This window comes from Thalassovita taeanensis (genome assembly GCF_900110775.1).
Classification (GTDB): domain Bacteria; phylum Pseudomonadota; class Alphaproteobacteria; order Rhodobacterales; family Rhodobacteraceae; genus Litorimicrobium; species Litorimicrobium taeanense.
Genome location: NZ_FOEP01000011.1, coordinates 82,365 through 97,829 on the forward strand (window position 1 = coordinate 82,365; position 15,465 = coordinate 97,829).

General features: G+C 59.7%; 19 protein-coding genes. 4 read left to right on the forward strand and 15 right to left on the reverse strand.

Going from position 1 to position 15,465, the window contains the following annotated elements:
* Positions 1 to 4 precede the first annotated feature (4 nt).
* From BSF79_RS14320 to BSF79_RS14330, 3 genes are read left to right on the forward strand one after another with little or no spacing between them, the layout of a single operon-like run.
* The gene (locus BSF79_RS14320) at positions 5 to 2,452 is read left to right on the forward strand and encodes a GcvT family protein (protein ID WP_090270510.1); all 2,448 of its coding nucleotides are present in this window, start codon (positions 5 to 7) and stop codon (positions 2,450 to 2,452) included.
* Complete coding sequence (locus BSF79_RS14325) at positions 2,449 to 4,893, forward strand: GcvT family protein (protein WP_090270511.1); 2,445 nt, start codon at positions 2,449 to 2,451, stop codon at positions 4,891 to 4,893. Before BSF79_RS14320 ends, BSF79_RS14325 begins: the two co-directional genes overlap by 4 nt.
* A 46-nt stretch (positions 4,894 to 4,939) precedes the next feature.
* Complete coding sequence (locus tag BSF79_RS14330) at positions 4,940 to 5,593, forward strand: RluA family pseudouridine synthase (RefSeq protein ID WP_090270512.1); 654 nt, start codon at positions 4,940 to 4,942, stop codon at positions 5,591 to 5,593.
* A 44-nt stretch (positions 5,594 to 5,637) separates the two neighbouring features.
* Here BSF79_RS14330 and BSF79_RS14335 read toward each other — a convergent pair whose 3' ends face one another.
* From BSF79_RS14335 to BSF79_RS14375, 9 genes are read right to left on the reverse strand one after another with little or no spacing between them, the layout of a single operon-like run.
* Positions 5,638 to 6,141, reverse strand: coding sequence for a flagellar basal body-associated FliL family protein (locus tag BSF79_RS14335; protein ID WP_090270513.1), 504 nt, complete (start codon positions 6,139 to 6,141; stop codon positions 5,638 to 5,640).
* A gap of 9 nt (positions 6,142 to 6,150) precedes the next feature.
* Complete coding sequence (gene flgH / locus BSF79_RS14340) at positions 6,151 to 6,882, reverse strand: flagellar basal body L-ring protein FlgH (RefSeq protein ID WP_090270514.1); 732 nt, start codon at positions 6,880 to 6,882, stop codon at positions 6,151 to 6,153.
* A 12-nt stretch (positions 6,883 to 6,894) separates the two neighbouring features.
* Positions 6,895 to 7,311 carry a flagellar basal body P-ring formation chaperone FlgA gene (flgA, locus tag BSF79_RS14345; RefSeq protein WP_090270515.1) on the reverse strand — a complete coding sequence of 139 codons (417 nt, stop codon included), beginning with the start codon at positions 7,309 to 7,311 and terminating at the stop codon, positions 6,895 to 6,897.
* Positions 7,311 to 8,096: a flagellar basal-body rod protein FlgG gene (gene flgG, locus BSF79_RS14350; protein ID WP_090270516.1), complete on the reverse strand. Its 786-nt coding sequence runs from the start codon at positions 8,094 to 8,096 to the stop codon at positions 7,311 to 7,313. Before flgG ends, flgA begins: the two co-directional genes overlap by 1 nt.
* Before the next feature lie 21 nt (positions 8,097 to 8,117).
* Complete coding sequence (locus tag BSF79_RS14355; protein ID WP_090270517.1) at positions 8,118 to 8,831, reverse strand: flagellar hook-basal body complex protein; 714 nt, start codon at positions 8,829 to 8,831, stop codon at positions 8,118 to 8,120.
* A gap of 1 nt (position 8,832) precedes the next feature.
* On the reverse strand, positions 8,833 to 9,102 hold the full coding sequence (locus BSF79_RS14360; RefSeq protein WP_090270518.1) for a flagellar biosynthetic protein FliQ: 270 nt from the start codon (positions 9,100 to 9,102) through the stop codon (positions 8,833 to 8,835).
* Positions 9,102 to 9,383, reverse strand: coding sequence for a flagellar hook-basal body complex protein FliE (fliE, locus tag BSF79_RS14365; protein WP_090270519.1), 282 nt, complete (start codon positions 9,381 to 9,383; stop codon positions 9,102 to 9,104). Before fliE ends, BSF79_RS14360 begins: the two co-directional genes overlap by 1 nt.
* 35 nt (positions 9,384 to 9,418) lie before the next feature.
* Positions 9,419 to 9,811, reverse strand: a complete 393-nt coding sequence (flgC, locus tag BSF79_RS14370; protein ID WP_090270520.1) for a flagellar basal body rod protein FlgC — start codon at positions 9,809 to 9,811, stop codon at positions 9,419 to 9,421.
* 11 nt (positions 9,812 to 9,822) lie between these two features.
* Positions 9,823 to 10,206 (reverse strand): FlgB family protein, encoded by a 384-nt coding sequence (locus BSF79_RS14375; protein WP_090270521.1) that lies wholly within the window; start codon positions 10,204 to 10,206, stop codon positions 9,823 to 9,825.
* A gap of 86 nt (positions 10,207 to 10,292) precedes the next feature.
* On the opposite strand from BSF79_RS14375, the gene BSF79_RS14380 reads away from it, so the two are divergent.
* Positions 10,293 to 11,729, forward strand: coding sequence for a FliI/YscN family ATPase (locus BSF79_RS14380; protein WP_175545337.1), 1,437 nt, complete (start codon positions 10,293 to 10,295; stop codon positions 11,727 to 11,729).
* A 9-nt stretch (positions 11,730 to 11,738) separates the two neighbouring features.
* Here the strand turns inward: BSF79_RS14380 and BSF79_RS14385 are convergent, their stop codons facing one another.
* From BSF79_RS14385 to BSF79_RS14410, 6 genes are all read right to left on the reverse strand, one after another.
* Entirely contained in the window at positions 11,739 to 12,527 is a 789-nt protein-coding gene (locus tag BSF79_RS14385; RefSeq protein WP_090270522.1) for a DUF1217 domain-containing protein, read from the reverse strand.
* A complete protein-coding gene (flbT, locus tag BSF79_RS14390; RefSeq protein WP_090270523.1) occupies positions 12,524 to 12,928 on the reverse strand; it encodes a flagellar biosynthesis repressor FlbT in 405 nt (134 codons plus the stop codon). Before flbT ends, BSF79_RS14385 begins: the two co-directional genes overlap by 4 nt.
* A complete protein-coding gene (flaF, locus tag BSF79_RS14395) occupies positions 12,925 to 13,302 on the reverse strand; it encodes a flagellar biosynthesis regulator FlaF (protein WP_090270524.1) in 378 nt (125 codons plus the stop codon). Before flaF ends, flbT begins: the two co-directional genes overlap by 4 nt.
* Before the next feature lie 76 nt (positions 13,303 to 13,378).
* Complete coding sequence (locus BSF79_RS14400; RefSeq protein ID WP_090270525.1) at positions 13,379 to 14,590, reverse strand: flagellin N-terminal helical domain-containing protein; 1,212 nt, start codon at positions 14,588 to 14,590, stop codon at positions 13,379 to 13,381.
* Between the two features lie 210 nt (positions 14,591 to 14,800).
* Positions 14,801 to 15,154 (reverse strand): hypothetical protein, encoded by a 354-nt coding sequence (locus BSF79_RS14405; RefSeq protein WP_090270526.1) that lies wholly within the window; start codon positions 15,152 to 15,154, stop codon positions 14,801 to 14,803.
* Entirely contained in the window at positions 15,144 to 15,419 is a 276-nt protein-coding gene (locus tag BSF79_RS14410) for a rod-binding protein (RefSeq protein ID WP_090270551.1), read from the reverse strand. The genes BSF79_RS14405 and BSF79_RS14410 overlap by 11 nt, the downstream gene beginning before the upstream one ends.
* Between the last annotated feature and the right edge of the window lie 46 nt (positions 15,420 to 15,465).

Consider the following 15,465-nt stretch of genomic DNA (forward strand, 5'->3'; position numbering starts at 1 on the left):
AAGTATGACCGATTTCCCCACCTCAGCGCGGGTCGTCATTATCGGGGGCGGCGTGATCGGGACCTCCTCTCTCTATCATCTGGCCAAGGCGGGCTGGACCGATTGCATCCTGCTGGAAAAGAACGAACTGACCGCCGGCAGCACATGGCACGCCGCAGGCAATGTGCCCACCTTCAGCACCTCGTGGTCGGTGATGAACATGCAGCGCTATTCGACCGAGCTGTACCGTGGCCTTGGCGCGGCGGTGGACTATCCGATGAACTACCACGTCACCGGCTCGCTTCGTCTGGCGCATTCGGCCCAGCGCATGCAGGAATTTCAGCGCGCCAAAGGCATGGGCCGCGCACAGGGAATGGAGATCGACATTCTTGGGCTTCACGATGCCCGCGACATGTACCCCTTCCTTGAAACCCACGACCTGAAGGGTGCGCTTTATGATCCCGACGATGGCGATATCGACCCCGCCCAGCTGACGCAGGCATTGGCCAAGGGCGCGCGCGACATGGGGGCCAAAATCCTGCGCTTTACCCCCGCCACCGGCGTCAGTCGCGAAAATGGCGAATGGATCGTGCACACGGAAAACGGCGATATTCGCTGCGAATTCGTGGTTAACGCCGCCGGGTACTACGCCCAGCGCATCGGCGAGTGGTTCAAACCCTTCGGCGGACGCACAGTGCCGATGATGGTGATGAGCCATCAATACATGCTGACCGACGAACTCCCCGAGCTCGAAGCTTGGTCGCGCGACACCGGCCATAAACTGCCGCTGCTGCGTGATGTCGACAGCAGCTACTACCTGAGGCAGGAAAAGCATGGGCTGAACCTTGGCCCCTACGAGCGTAACTGCCGCGCCCATTGGGTCCACCCCGACGACCCCATGCCCGAGGATTTCAGCTTTCAGCTCTACCCGGACGACCTTGAACGGCTGGAATGGTACATCGAAGATGCAATGGCCCGCGTACCGCTTCTGGGCAAGGCCGGGGTCAGCAAGGTTATCAACGGGCCGATCCCCTATGCCCCCGACGGGCTGCCGCTGATCGGCCCGATGCCCGGCGTCCCCAACGCGTTCGAGGCCTGCGTCTTTACCTTTGGCATCGCGCAAGCCGGCGGCGCGGGCAAGGTGCTGGCTGAATGGATCACCGAAGGCCAGACCGAATGGGACATGTGGTCAGTCGATCCGCGCCGCTTCACCGATTATACCGACCGCGACTATTGCATCGCCAAAGGGACAGAGGTCTACGGCCACGAATACGCCATGCACTTCCCTTGGCATGCGTGGCCTGCCGGGCGCGACAAAAAGCTCTCGCCGGTACATGACCGTGTACTGGCTGCTGGCGGGCAGATGGGGGCCTACAATGGCTGGGAACGCGCAAATTGGTTCGCGCACCCCGGCGACGACACGTCCGAAGCCGCGACGCAAACATGGCACCGCAGCGGCCCGTGGGAGGATCGCATTCGGCACGAATGCCTTGCTGTGCGGGACGGTGTCGGCGTACTGGATCTGCCCGGCTTCTCGCGCTTCAACCTCAGCGGTGACGGCGCGGCCGCGTGGTTGCACAGCCGCATCGCAGGCGCGCTGCCCAAGACTGGCCGGATGAACCTCGCCTATTTCCCCGACACCCGTGGCCGTATCCTGACGGAAATGAGCATCCTGCGCCACGCCGAGGATAGCTTTACCCTGATCACCGCCGCCACCGCGCAATGGCATGATTTTGACGTGCTGAAACCCGCACGAGCAGCGGGGTTGACCCTGACAGACCATACCGCCGACTACTCCACGCTGATCGTCACTGGCCCGAAATCGCGCGCACTGCTTCAGGCGCTGGGGATCGATGCGGACCTGACCTTGCCTTGGCTGTCGCATCAAAAGGCGCGACTGTCCGGGATCAGTTTCGCCCTTGCACGGGTTTCTTTCGCAGGCGAACTGGGGTGGGAAATACACGCCGCCAACGCCGACATCCCCGCGCTCTACGACGCGGTGATTGGTGCCGGGGCGGTGCCCTTCGGTATGTGGGCGCTGGACAGCCTGCGGATCGAAAAAGGCTATCGCGCGTGGAAAGGCGACCTATCGACGGATTACACCCTTCTGCAAGGCGGGCTGCAGCGGTTCATTCGCTTTGACAAACCACAGGACTTCCCCGGCAAATCCGAACTTCTGGCGCAGCAACAACAGGGCGTGGACAAACGGTTCGTGACCTTGATCGTCGATGCCGAAGATTGCGACGCGCCTTACATGTCCACGCTGTGGCACGACGGGCAGATCGTGGGGGAAACCACCTCCGGCGCGTGGGGGTATCGCGTCAACGCCAGCGTCGCACTGGCCATGGTGCGGGCCGACCTGGCCGCGCCTGGAACCCCGCTTGAGGTCGAGATTTACGGCACCCGCCACCGTGCGATTGTGCAACCAGATCAGCCGCTCTGGGACCCCGCCAACGAAAGGATCAAAGCATGACCCTGCCCACTCAGGCCCGCGTGGTCATCATCGGCGGTGGCGTGATCGGCTGCTCGGTCGCGTATCACCTGACGAAACTCGGCTGGACCGATGTTGTCCTGCTCGAACGCAAACAGCTGACCAGCGGCACCACATGGCACGCCGCCGGGCTGATCGCGCAACTGCGCGCGACAGCGAACATGACCAAGCTGGCGAAATACAGCCAGGAACTCTACGGCGCGTTGGAGGCCGAAACCGGCATGGCCACCGGGTTCAAACGTGTGGGCTCGATCACCGTCGCCCTGACCGAAGAGCGCAAGGAAGAGATCTTCCGCCAGGCCGCCATGGCCCGCGCCTTTGGCGTCGACGTCGAACAGATCACACCCACAGAGGTCGGCGCGCGATATCCGCACCTGAACCTTGAGGGGGTCAAGGCGGGCGTCTATCTGCCCAAAGACGGTCAGGGCGATCCGGGCAATATCGCCCGCGCCATGGCCAAAGGCGCCCGGATGCGCGGCGCGGCGGTGCACGAGGGCATCAAGGTCACTGGCATGTCCCGTGCCAACCAACGGATCACCGGCGTCGATTGGCGCGCCGAAAATGGCAGCACGGGCCATATCGCCTGCGACATGATCGTCAACTGTGCGGGCATGTGGGGCCACGACGTGGGCCGGATGGCGGGCGTCAACGTGCCCCTGCACGCCTGCGAACATTTCTATATCGTCTCTGAACCCATTATCGGGCTTGGCCCCCTGCCCGTGCTGCGGGTGCCCGATGAATGCGCGTATTACAAAGAAGAGGCGGGCAAAATGATGCTGGGCGCATTCGAACCCACCGCCAAGCCCTGGGGCATGGGCGGCATCCCCGAAAGCTTCGAATTCGACCAGCTGCCCGAAGATTTCGATCACTTCGAGCCGATTTTGGAACAGGCCGTGCAGCGGATGCCGATGCTGGGAACGGCTGGCATCCACACCTTCTTCAACGGTCCCGAAAGCTTCACCCCCGACGACGCCTATCATCTGGGCCGCGCGCCCGAGATGGAAAATGTGTGGGTCGCCGCCGGGTTCAACTCGATCGGCATTCAATCGGCTGGCGGCGCGGGCATGGCACTGGCGCTATGGATGCAGGATGACGAGAAACCTTTCGATCTTGGCGATGTCGATATCGCCCGGATGCAGCCGTTTCAGGGCAACCGGCGCTATCTGCGTGAACGCTCCACCGAAACACTGGGGCTGCTCTATGCCGATCATTTCCCCCATCGGCAAAAGGCCACCGCGCGCGGCGTCCGTCGGTCGCCGTTTCACCCGCAACTTGCAGCGCAGGGCGCGGTTTTTGGCGAACTGGCGGGCTGGGAAAGGCCCAATTGGTTTGCTGAACCGGGGCAGGACAAGGCCTATCACTACAGCTGGAAACGGCAGAACTGGTTTGCCAACGCGGCGGCTGAACATGCCGCGATCCGGGGCGGCGTGGGCCTCTATGACATGTCCTCTTTCGGCAAATTACGCGTTGAGGGCCACGATGCCGAAGCCTTCCTGAACTATATCTGCGGCGCGGATATGTCGGTGCCGGTGGGCAAGATCGTCTATACCCAATTCCTGTCGCCGCGCGGCGGGATCGAGGCGGATGTGACCGTCACCCGCCTGTCGGAAACCGCGTATCTGGTCGTGACCCCCGCCGCGACCCGGCTGGCCGATGAAACATGGATGCGGCGCCATCTGCGCGATCATGCTGTGGTGATCACCGATATGACCGCGTCCGAAGGCGTTCTGGCGATCATGGGACCGCAGGCGCGCGCCGTGATGCAAGCCGTATCACCGAATGATTTTTCCAACGATGCCAATCCCTTCGGCACCGCGCAACAGATCGAACTGGGCATGGGCTTGGCCCGCGTGCACCGGGTGTCATACGTGGGCGAACTTGGGTGGGAAATCTATGTCAGCGCCGATATGGCCGCGCATGCGTTCGAAACCCTGTGGCAGGCCGGGCAGGATCACGGGCTAAAACTGTGCGGACTGCACATGATGGACAGCTGTCGGATCGAAAAGGGCTTTCGCCATTTCGGTCACGATATCACCTGCGAGGATCACGTGTTGGAGGCGGGGCTGGGCTTCGCCGTCAAAACCGACAAACCCGCCTTCATCGGTCGCGACGCAGTGCTGCGCAAACGCGAAACCGGGCTGGAGCGGCGGCTAGTGCAGTTTCGCCTTACCGACCCCGAACCGCTGCTCTATCACAACGAACCCATTTTGCGCGACGGACGGATCGTGGGGCACCTGACTTCGGGTGCATATGGGCATCATCTGGGTGCGGCGATCGGGCTGGGCTACGTGCCGTGCAAAGGCGAAACCGCCGCTGCGGTGCTGGCCTCGCAGTATGAAATTGACGTGGCCGGGCTGCGTGTGCGGGCCGAGGCATCGCTGAAGCCAATGTATGACCCAAGCTCGGCGCGGGTACGGATGTGAGGGCCTCGCGGGTTGCACGAGGGCCAACGGGGGCGTAATCAGCGCCATGGCCCTGAGCAGTGAATATACCCCGCCGACCGACCCGCTTGAGATTCTGCACGAGGATCACGAAATTATCGTGGCGAACAAACCTGCCGGTTTGTTGTCGGTGCCCGGACGCGGGGCGCATCTGGCGGATTGCCTGCTAAGCCGGGTGCAAGCGGCGTTTCCACATGCCTTGCTGGTGCACCGGCTGGACCGAGACACATCAGGCGTGATGATCTTTGGTTTGACCCCACACGCGCAACGCAATCTGTCGATGCAATTCGAAACCCGAAGCACGAAAAAAACCTATGTCGCGCGGGTAGCAGGGCGGTTGGAGCCGAAAACCGGCACGGTCGATCTGCCGCTGATCGTCGACTGGCCGAACCGACCCCGCCAGATGGTGTGCCCTGCGACCGGAAAACCAGCAGTGACCGATTTTCGCGTGCTGCGGGCAACCGATCAGGAAAGCCGGGTCAGACTGATGCCTAAAACAGGCCGCAGCCATCAGTTGCGGGTGCATATGCTGGCGTTGGGGCATCCAATTCTAGGCGATCCGATCTATGCTCAAGGGGCGGCGGCGCAATACCCGCGCATGATGCTGCATTCCGAAGAGCTGCGGATCAACCACCCTGACAGCGGCAAGGGCATGGGCTTTCGCGCCAAAGCCCCATTCTGACGCCCGCCATTCCTTCGTTCGAGCAGAGCGTCAAAGCCTAACTCTCAAACATCCTGCCGCGCAAGATCGGTAATCAACACATCCGAAATCGCCGCTCCACCGGTTTTCTGCGCGACAGACAGAAGCGAGCTGCGCAGCACCTCCATATTGGCCGCACTCGTGAAAGCCCCGCGAAAGCCGCCAATATTCGCGTGGTCAAACAGCACCTGCAGAAACACGTCGCGCAGTTTCGGCTCGCGCGTATAAACCGTCTCGGTCTCGCCGGGCCTGACCTCAAGACTAAGCGACATAACAACCAGCGCACTGACACGCTCTCCGGTAATAATGGGCACGACAAACTGATTGTTGAGCTTGACGTACTCGTTCCCATCGCCGCCGTGCTCATCGCCAGGACCATCCGTGTCAGCATGGGCATCAGGTTGTGCGTCCTCACCACAGGGGTTGATCTCAACCATCTCTGCCGGTTCGGGCTTAAGCACAAGCCCCGCGCCGATACCGGCACCAACCCCTAGCAACGCAAGAATGACAGGAAGAATTTTCTTGAACATATCACCTCCTTAAAATGGCAGAACCGCATCCAGAACCTGTTGCCCGATACGGGGTTGCTGCATGTCGGTAATCTGCCCACGCCCGCCATAAGACACGCGCGCCGCAGCGATTTTGTCATAGGTAATCTCGTTCTGCCGCGAGATGTCTTCAGGACGGACAAACCCGGTGACCAGCAACTCGCGCATCTCGAAGTTCACCCGCACTTCCTGACTGCCCTGGATCGACAAAGTCCCGTTCGGCAAGACATCCACCACTGTGGCAGCAACCCGCAGCGTCAGCTTTTCATTGCGCCGCACCGATCCATCCCCGCTGGACGCACTATTCGACCCGATCGAGACGGCACTATCCATCGAGGCCCCCTCGGGCAGACGTTCGTTGATCCGCTGCGGGATGCCAAAAAGCTGCGGCACGCCAAGCGACTCCGACCCGCTGCGCGACCGCGAGCTTGTGTTTGAAATCTCTGCCTTGTCGTCGATCTCGATGACAACGGTCGTGATGTCGCCGCGCTTGATCGCCCGGCGGTCCCCCAAAAGCGAACGCTGCCCACTGGTCCACAAGGATGCCTGATCAAGCGGACTGTAACGTTCGGTATAGATGGGAAGACCCGGATCGAACATCGCCCGCTGTTCAAGCCCATCCTGAACCGGCGTAAAGTCAGGCACGCGCCCAATGGCACTGCTGCGTCCGCAGCCAGAGGTCAAAGCAATCAGGCCCATCAGCGGAACAAGTCGTTTTAGCATATTTATAAGCTCCTATTGCAGAACCTGCACGGTTCCGTCGGGCATGATCTGCCCAGTGATCTGGGTTCTGGACGTCAGGTTTATCACCCGGATTTGATCGCCTTCACCGCCACGCGACAACGCGCGCCCTTCGGCTTGAATGCTCAACCCGCCGCTTTGAAAAAGCAGTGGAACAATTTGGTTGCGATCAACCAAAGCGGGCGGACCGACATCACCGGGGCGTATCGGGCGCCCGGCGTAAACCGCAACCCGGGTTTCCAACCCCAACAGCTGCGCAGTATCCGAATAGACCCCCGGCAGGGTGCCCGGTTTCAGCGTGACATCTTCCGGCGTCAGGATCGTCCGCGCGCGAATGGTGCGGGTGGCTACAGCGATATCCGCCTGAACAGGCGCGGCGACAAGCAAACACATCAGGATCAATCTATACATCAGCGGATCTGCGTCGTTGCGCCAAGCATCTGATCGGCCGCTGAAATCACCTTGGCGTTCAATTCATAACCGCGCTGCGCTTCGATCAACTCGGTGACCTCGCGCACGGCATCAACCGAGCTGTCCTCCAGATACCCCTGCCGCAATGTGCCCAATCCATCCTGTCCCGGCGATGACACCAGCGCCGAACCAGAGGCTTCGGTTTCAACAAAAAGATTGCTGCCCATCGCTTCCAACCCTTTGGCATTGGAAAAGCCGACAAGGCTGAATTGCCCCAACAATTGCGCCTCCGCTGTCTCGGAAAAATAGGCATAGACCTCGCCATCTGCGTTGATGGAAATCGACAGGGCGTCGGAGGGGATCGTGATTTCAGGCGACACCGCGAACCCGTCAGAGGTGACAATCAGCCCATCTGCCGACCGCTTCAAACCGCCATCGCGAGTATACGCCGCCTGCCCTGATGGCAGGGTCACCTCAAGATAACCTTTACCTTCAATAGCCAGATCAAGATCGCCATTCGTGGCAGAAAGTGACCCCTGCGCCAGATGGACAGACACAGCCGCAGGCCTGACACCAAGCCCCAACTGAACCCCGGTCGGCAACACGGTTCCATCCGCAGCGTTGACAGTTCCGGCACGGCTAAGTTGTTGATAATGCAGATCCGCAAATTCCGCTCGTCGGGCGTTATATCCGGTTGTGGACATGTTCGCGAGGTTGTTCGAGATCGTCTCGACCCGCATCTGCTGGGCCAACATGCCCGTTGCTGCGATTTTCAGAGCGCGCATTCTGCACCTCCTTCATTTGGGTTAACGTATTAGGGTCTTGAGCGCATTGCGGATCCGGTCATCTTCGGATTGCAAAAAGCTCTGCCCCATCTCATAGGCACGTTGCACTTCGATCATACGGGCAACCTGCGACAGCGGATCGACGTTGGACCCCTCAAGGAACCCTTGCACGATCCGTCCACCCGGCGCGGGTTCAATGCCCGCGTCAGAGCGAAACATAACGCCGTCCTCGCGCAGCATCCGCACTCCATCCACGGGTTGGAAAAGTCCGATCTGCGCCAGCGGACGGCCACCCGCACTCACCGTGCCATCTGCCGACACGCCCAGGTCCGTGGCATCAGGCGGGATGAACACCGGGGCGCCGCCAATATCCAGAACCCGGTTGCCATCATTGGTCACCAGATCGCCCTCGGCATTGGGGGAAAAGCTTCCCGCCCGCGTCAGGCGCTCGCCTGCAGGGGTTTCAATCAGGAAAAACCCTTCGCCTTCGATGGCAAAATCGAACTGCCCTCCGGTCTGGGTCAAAGCGCCTTGCGCCGCCGAAGTCTGATGGATATTTGCCGTCGCCATCGACAAAGATGGGCCGCCTTCAACCTTTTGAACATACTCGGAAAAAACCAAACCCTCTTGCCGGTATCCGGTTGTCGCGGCGTTTGCGATGTTGTTGGCCACAACCTGCATTTCGCGCATCAACCCCGATTGTCGGGTCAGCGTCGTGTAAACAGCGTCATCCATATCATCCTCCGATCATCAGTGGGATCAGGCGATCTTGAAAAAACGCCACAAGGGTCTGCGACATGAACCCCATCGAGGCCCAGAAAACCGCAATAATGGCGAGCACTTTCGGCACAAAAGTCAGGGTCATTTCCTGGATCGAGGTCAGAGCCTGAAACAACCCCACGGCCACACCTGCAACCAGGGCCACCGCAAGGATCGGAGTCGAGGTGATAACCGCGACCCAAAGCGCCTGCCGCAAAGTGTCGAAAAAAACCGCCTCTTCCAGCATCAGACCGGCATCCTGAGGATTTCCTGATAGGCTTCAACAACCTTGTCCCGGACCGTCACGGCGGCTTCGACCGCCAGCTCGGTCTGCGCAAGCGCCTGCACCAAAGCATGCGGATCAGCGTTACCGACCATTGCCGCCTTGGCGGTGGCTTCGGCCTCTTGCAGCGTGCTCGCAAAATCGCGGGCCACACCCAGTGCGGCCTCGCCCGCGCCCGACGACGGTTCTGTCGCCGGGCGGGATGCCGCATATTTCTGAGCCGCGAGGGGGGAGCGGATTTCCATTCTGTTTCTCCTTGTTGTGACCGGATTCTCCGGCGTTAGCGGCGCAGCAAGTCCATCAGACTGCTCGACATTTGCCGGGCCTGATCGAACATTTTAAGGTTCGCCTCATAGCTGCGTTGCGCCTCACGCGCGTCCGCGATTTCAACGATCAGGTCCACATTGGACCCATCGTAATGACCGTCTTGATCAGCCAGCGGGTGCGACGGATCATAAATTTTCTCCAGATCGCTCTGATCAAGTTTTACCCGCCCAGTCCGCACTTGGGCCACGTCACCTGTCGCATTGAACGTCGCCTCGAATGGCACCGATTTGCGCCGATATCCCGGCGTGTCCGCGTTCGCGATGTTTTCCGACACATGCCGCAAACGCGCGGCCTGAGCTTTCAGTCCACTTGCCGACACGGATAGGGATTGAATAAAATCACTCATATATTTCTTCCCTACCTGCGACCGATGCTGGCGCGCAAAATCGTCATCGAGGATTTGTAAATCGCCAGCGCCTGATCATGCTGCCGCTTGACATCGACGGCCTTCACCATCTCGTTTTCCAACGAAACGGAATTGCCGTTGGGCGACGCCGGGCTGCCATCAGGTTCAAAAGAAATCTTTGCGACGCTTGCACCGAAAAACATGTCGTTCCGACCAGACGCTGATCCACCTGATCTGGTGGCGGGCTGGTACAGATCCTCAAACGGGGCCACGTCCAGCGCCTTATATCCGGGCGTGTCCGCATTCGCGATATTTTGCGCCACAACCGATTGCCGCGCACCGGCATGGGTGGCCAAAGCCTGCGCCATGCGGAAAATTTCCAGGTTTTCAAACATTCAGGGATTCTCCCGTGATCAATCTCAACCAAGGCTTAACTGTGATTCCTTTAGAAATTGTTTTCAGAGGATGATTGGAGAGAACGATGTATCAGCCCGACATGATTTGCCTTCAGGCAGAAATCTCAACATTGAAAGCCGTGCATCGCTTGGGGCGCGTGTCAGAAGTTCAGGCGGGGCTGGTCTATGTGCGCGGGCTGCAAGATGATGCCCGCATGGGGGATCAACTCCGGCTTTCCCGGAAAACCGGGGGCGATCTCAGCGGAGAGGTGGTCCGGCTGTTGGAAACCGGCGTGGTGATGCTGCCAAATGCTGCCTGCGAAGGTGTGTCGCTCAACGATCCGGTTGCCTTGTGTGACAACATCGGAATTGCCCCGTCGCCCGGTTGGATCGGGCGGGTGATTGACCCCTACGGCAAGCCGCTGGATGGGCGACCGCTGCTCCGCGGGCCCATGAGCCGTCCCTTGCAGTCAGATCCCCCGCCCGCAGCTGAACGGCGTGCAATGGGCGGTCGGCTGGAAACCGGGATGGCGGTTTTCAATACGATGTTGCCGATTGTACGCGGACAACGGATCGGGTTGTTCGCCGGGTCTGGTGTCGGAAAATCCAGCCTTCTCGCCCACTTGGCCCGCCACTTGCAGGCCGACGTTGTCGTCATTGCGCTTGTTGGCGAACGCGGAAGAGAGTTGAGGGATTTTATCGAAAACGTCCTGGGACCAGAAGGAATGGCGCGGGCCGTGGTTGTCGCGGCGACGTCCGATCAGTCGCCCTTGGTGCGTCGGCGTTGTGCGTGGACCGCGATGGCGGTTGCCGAATACTTTCGTGAACAAGGGCGTCATGTTCTGTTTCTTGCCGATTCAATCACCCGCTTCGCCGAGGCCCACCGAGAAGTCGCCGTTGCCGCAGGCGAAGCGCCCGCACTGCGCGGCTATCCCCCCTCCACCGCGCATATGATCATGTCGCTCTGTGAACGGGCTGGGCCGGGCGCGGGGCAGTCAGGCGATATCACGGCGGTCCTGAGTGTGCTGGTTGCCGGGTCGGATATGGACGAGCCGATTGCAGACATCCTGCGCGGCGTCCTTGATGGTCATGTCATTCTTGACAGACAGATCGCCGAGCGGGGGCGGTATCCGGCGATTGATTTGCTGCGATCCGTGTCGCGCAGCCTTCCCGCCGCGGCCTCCGACGCTGAAAACGGGCAAATCAGCGAAGCGCGCCGCTTGCTCGGGGCTTACGATCAGTCCGAGATGATGATTCGCGCAGGCCTGTATTCCGAGGGAAGCGATGCCTTGCTGGACCGTGCGGTCAGCGTCTGGCCTGACCTTGATGCATTTTTGGCCCAATCCGAGACGGAAACCAGCGCCAGCAGCTTCTCCCGGCTTGAACTGATCCTGCGCCGAGCAAGAGCCGCGCGCCCGTCAACGATCCCCGGCGGCGATGCGCACGCGGCGAAAATCGGAACCGCTCAACGCAACCAAGCTCATGGAGCCGCCGTCACCCGCTCAAGCCTCCCGCGCAGGTAAGTTCGGGGGCTATCCTGCCTGCAACAGCGTAAGTGCAATATTCCCTGAACTCGTCGCCTGAATATTGTTGGCCTGTGATCGGATAAGAAACCGCTGGGTCAACTTATCCCTCAGGCCCTCATCGCTCAGGTCGCTCAAGCTACTGAGCCCCAACTGCCGTTCGGATTTTTCCTTGAAAACGCCCAGCTGCTGATCAAGATCAAGTTGTGAAAAACTGGTCGGCAGCCCCAGCGCGGTTTCAAAAATTTTCCGCAACGGGGGGCTCCCCATGATCTTGAACCACTTCGTGTCCTCGTTTTGCGTGCCGGTTGCAAAACCTTCCAGCTCGCGTTGGGCAAACAGGGCCAGCCGCAGGTCGTCATCCTGTTCTCCGACCGCGATCTCGAACTGCTGACTGCGGTAGAGTTCAGTAATTTTTGTCCCAAAATCTGATAGTTTTGTACTGGGCGTGGCCAGATCAAAGCCGAACGTGCGTGCCAAATCAGTATAGCGGCTATCGGTTAATCTGCTGGCCAACGCACCGGTTTTCAGTGTCCCGTCTTCCAGAACCTTGCGAATGAACGCCTTGCTGTCGATGTCATCCTGCAACCCAAACGCCCCCAGCGCGACCCGCAACAGTCGCCGATCACTAACCAGGTCTTCGGCGGTGTTAACCTCGCCGATCTTGGCTTCAAAATAAGCGGTGTCGCGGCTCAGGGCCGGCGATGCTTGAAAGACCCTTGTTTGTGCGGACAGCGTTCGCTCCAGAAAGTTCCACCCGACAATCCCGGTCGCAGGTATGATCGGCCGATAGGTCATGAACAGCCCACAGCCATCAACCTGTCTTCACGTGGCAACAACGCCCGCAAGGATTTAAGGCATTGATAAAACTGCCTGTCGATCGCCGCTTCAGTCGCAAGCGTTAGATGCATGTGACTGTCATTGTCTGTCAGAATACGGCTCAACTCTTCGATGCGGCGCAGCAACTGCAACCGAGAGTTCTCGGCATCCGCATCCCCAGACAGGATCAATTGCGCGGCATAGCACACACGCCGCACCGGCGTGTTCGCCTCTTCTGGGTGGATCGCATCGCGAAGCCGAAGAATGTTGGCATTTGGGGTGACAATGGCAAGACGACTGCGCCGGTCACCATTTTCGATTACAGCCCCGTTGATCAGAACGCGCTCTTTCGGGCCAAGCTTCAACACCAAACCGCTCATGGCCGTTGCCCTTCCTGACGTAAACCACGCATGACGGAGGCGTTGATTTCGATCAGAGCATCCACACTCGCCCCCTCACTCAGAACTTTACGGCTATGGGCTTGCGTGAATTCCGCCAAGTAGAAAATGCGCGCCCTCAGGTCCTGTGGCAGTTCATTTTCGGCACCAGCCACGTCAGTGGCTAGGATAGTCCAGAGCTTTCGATTGTCATGTAAGGCATTGGCAAGGGCGCCAAACCCGGATTTGCCAAGTCGGGCAGTCGATGCCAGACGACGGGTGATCCGGGCGAACGCCTCGTATTCAACACCGCGCGGTGTGCGGATCGGGGCTGATGGCTGGGAATAAGCGCGTTGCGCCAGAATTTGCGAGTTCACGTCAGGTCCTTCCTGCTGCAGAAAGCTTCAAAAACCGGGAACAGGGGCGCGATTGACGCGCCCCTGAAAGCGGCTGTTACCTGAACAGCGACAGGATGGACTGCGGCGCCTGGTTGGCAATCGACAGCGACTGAATCGAAAGCTGCTGCTGTGTCTGCAGCGCCTGCAGGCGTGCCGAAGTGGCTTCCATATCCGCATCGACCATTGCGCCGATCCCCGACTTCAGCGAATCGGTCAGGTTGGAGATGAAGTCCGACTGAGTCGAAATGCGCCCCTCGGCCGAACCAAACGACGCCGCGGCATCAATCGACGAATCGATCAGCGTTTCGATTGTCGCAAGCGCAGCAGTTGCCCCCGTACCGGTCGAGACATCAATACCAGCCATGGCACCCAAGCCACCCGAACCGGCGTTGGTGAACTGCCCGCTGATTGACAGATCAACGGCCCCGGCGTTGGTGAAATCCAACGTGCCTGGTGTACCGCTGTCATAGTCAACGGTAAGTCCGGCAACGCCCAGATCGTCGATCTTGTTCTTCAGCGCGATGGCCACAATATCGGACGTGGTCGTGGCCGCAGCATCATCGGCTGTCACGGTATAGGATACGGTCTCATCCCCCACCCGCAGGCTGACTTTATCGCCGCTCGCAAAGGCCGCACCATTTTCCGCGATCTCAACCTGCTCGTTGCCGCCACCATTGTCGAGCGCCAGCGCAACAGTGTCACCATTCCCCGAAGACCCCGCAGAGCTGCCCGAGAAGATGTCGTTGGCAACATACCCGCCAGTCGACATGTCTTGCCCGCTGACGGTGATCGAAGACGCCGTGACATTGCCCGAGCTGTCGCGATCCAACGAGGACAAAACCGACGTTGACGCGGTCGAACCGTTTACCAGGTTCAGCCCGTTGAATTGCGCCGCGCCAACAACAGATTCGATCTGCTCTTTCAGCGCGGAGACGTCGTCGTTGATCTTGGTACGGTCAACGTTTTCTTCCTGCGCCGCGACGATCTTGCCCTTCATCTGGGTCAGAAGGTCGGTGATCGTTTCGGTCGCCTGACGGGCGACGGCAACGGTCGATTCGCCCAGCGACAGGCTGTCGGAAATCGCCTGGAAGCCGCTTACGTCGGATTCCATAACCTTCGAGATTGCCCAGACGGCAGAGTTGTCCTTGGCCGAGCTCACATCTTTGCCGGTCGAGATTTGGTTTTGGGTTTGCGCAAGGTTCGAGTTCACGGATTTCAGGGTTTGCAGCGCAACCATTGCGCCGTTGTTTGTCAAAATGCTGGACATAGCATGTATTCCTTCAGTCATAGGCTGCTTTTGCGCCCGGTTGAACATCCCGCCCCCAATGGACGGACCGAAGTCTTTCAGACCCATACAGCGCCAACGCTCTGGTGCTGCGCCACCCGTTTCGGATGCAAGGCCAACATGTGATGCCAAAGCCTAAAAGAGTGCTAAGCCCAAAATGCCAAGTATCTGGCATTTGTGATAAATCCGGCGTCAGGCGCGCTTTTCGACCCGCTTTTCCCGGAATCCTTCAATCGTGGTCCTGCGACCGCTTTCATCATAGGTGTCCAAAGAGTTCCGAACCCGGCGCAGCGCGCCCAGCCGGTTCGCAACCGACCGAATCCCGTCCATCGCGCTGTCCAGCAACGCGTGATTGCGCATCAGCTTGCCCTGCAACGCGATCAGATCCTCGCGTTGACCAGACGTATTGAGCGCATCAATCAAGCGCTCTTTTTCCGGCAGTAACCGCGAAATCACATCAAGATCCCCGCCGATCAGCGCCGTGCGCTCTTTTTCCAGCAGATCGTCCAAAGCGCCAATGATGGCTTGGGTGTCGTCAGTTTGCATTTTCTTTCTCCTTTAATGCGTGAAACAGCGATTCCGCCAACCCGATCCCGCCACCGCGGACCATCGCCTCGGCCTGCGCCTGACGCAGAAACGAGGCAAACTGATCCTCCCCGGTCCCGCCGCCAAACCCCTCCGGCGAGTCCCCCACGCCGGAAGCTTTCAACATTTCCGCCAAAAAACCTGCTTCCAGTTGTTCAGCGGCCGCACGCAACGCCGCGTCGCGTTGCGGCGTGATGATGGGGGGCATTGTGACGATTTCGGCCATGGCAGATATCTCCAATTGATCGGACTTTGCCCAGAATGCGTCATCA

Excerpts from the sequence above, each read along its gene's own strand:
- BSF79_RS14320 (WP_090270510.1), top strand. The coding sequence starts at position 5 with ATGACCGATTTCCCCACCTCAGCGCGGGTCGTCATTATCGGGGGCGGC.
- BSF79_RS14325 (WP_090270511.1), top strand. The coding sequence starts at position 2,449 with ATGACCCTGCCCACTCAGGCCCGCGTGGTCATCATCGGCGGTGGCGTG.
- BSF79_RS14330 (WP_090270512.1), top strand. The coding sequence starts at position 4,940 with ATGGCCCTGAGCAGTGAATATACCCCGCCGACCGACCCGCTTGAGATT.
- BSF79_RS14335 (WP_090270513.1), bottom strand. The coding sequence starts at position 6,141 with ATGTTCAAGAAAATTCTTCCTGTCATTCTTGCGTTGCTAGGGGTTGGT.
- flgH (WP_090270514.1), bottom strand. The coding sequence starts at position 6,882 with ATGCTAAAACGACTTGTTCCGCTGATGGGCCTGATTGCTTTGACCTCT.
- flgA (WP_090270515.1), bottom strand. The coding sequence starts at position 7,311 with ATGTATAGATTGATCCTGATGTGTTTGCTTGTCGCCGCGCCTGTTCAG.
- flgG (WP_090270516.1), bottom strand. The coding sequence starts at position 8,096 with ATGCGCGCTCTGAAAATCGCAGCAACGGGCATGTTGGCCCAGCAGATG.
- BSF79_RS14355 (WP_090270517.1), bottom strand. The coding sequence starts at position 8,831 with ATGGATGACGCTGTTTACACGACGCTGACCCGACAATCGGGGTTGATG.
- BSF79_RS14360 (WP_090270518.1), bottom strand. The coding sequence starts at position 9,102 with ATGCTGGAAGAGGCGGTTTTTTTCGACACTTTGCGGCAGGCGCTTTGG.
- fliE (WP_090270519.1), bottom strand. The coding sequence starts at position 9,383 with ATGGAAATCCGCTCCCCCCTCGCGGCTCAGAAATATGCGGCATCCCGC.
- flgC (WP_090270520.1), bottom strand. The coding sequence starts at position 9,811 with ATGAGTGATTTTATTCAATCCCTATCCGTGTCGGCAAGTGGACTGAAA.
- BSF79_RS14375 (WP_090270521.1), bottom strand. The coding sequence starts at position 10,206 with ATGTTTGAAAACCTGGAAATTTTCCGCATGGCGCAGGCTTTGGCCACC.
- BSF79_RS14380 (WP_175545337.1), top strand. The coding sequence starts at position 10,293 with ATGTATCAGCCCGACATGATTTGCCTTCAGGCAGAAATCTCAACATTG.
- BSF79_RS14385 (WP_090270522.1), bottom strand. The coding sequence starts at position 12,527 with ATGACCTATCGGCCGATCATACCTGCGACCGGGATTGTCGGGTGGAAC.
- flbT (WP_090270523.1), bottom strand. The coding sequence starts at position 12,928 with ATGAGCGGTTTGGTGTTGAAGCTTGGCCCGAAAGAGCGCGTTCTGATC.
- BSF79_RS14400 (WP_090270525.1), bottom strand. The coding sequence starts at position 14,590 with ATGTCCAGCATTTTGACAAACAACGGCGCAATGGTTGCGCTGCAAACC.
- BSF79_RS14405 (WP_090270526.1), bottom strand. The coding sequence starts at position 15,154 with ATGCAAACTGACGACACCCAAGCCATCATTGGCGCTTTGGACGATCTG.
- BSF79_RS14410 (WP_090270551.1), bottom strand. The coding sequence starts at position 15,419 with ATGGCCGAAATCGTCACAATGCCCCCCATCATCACGCCGCAACGCGAC.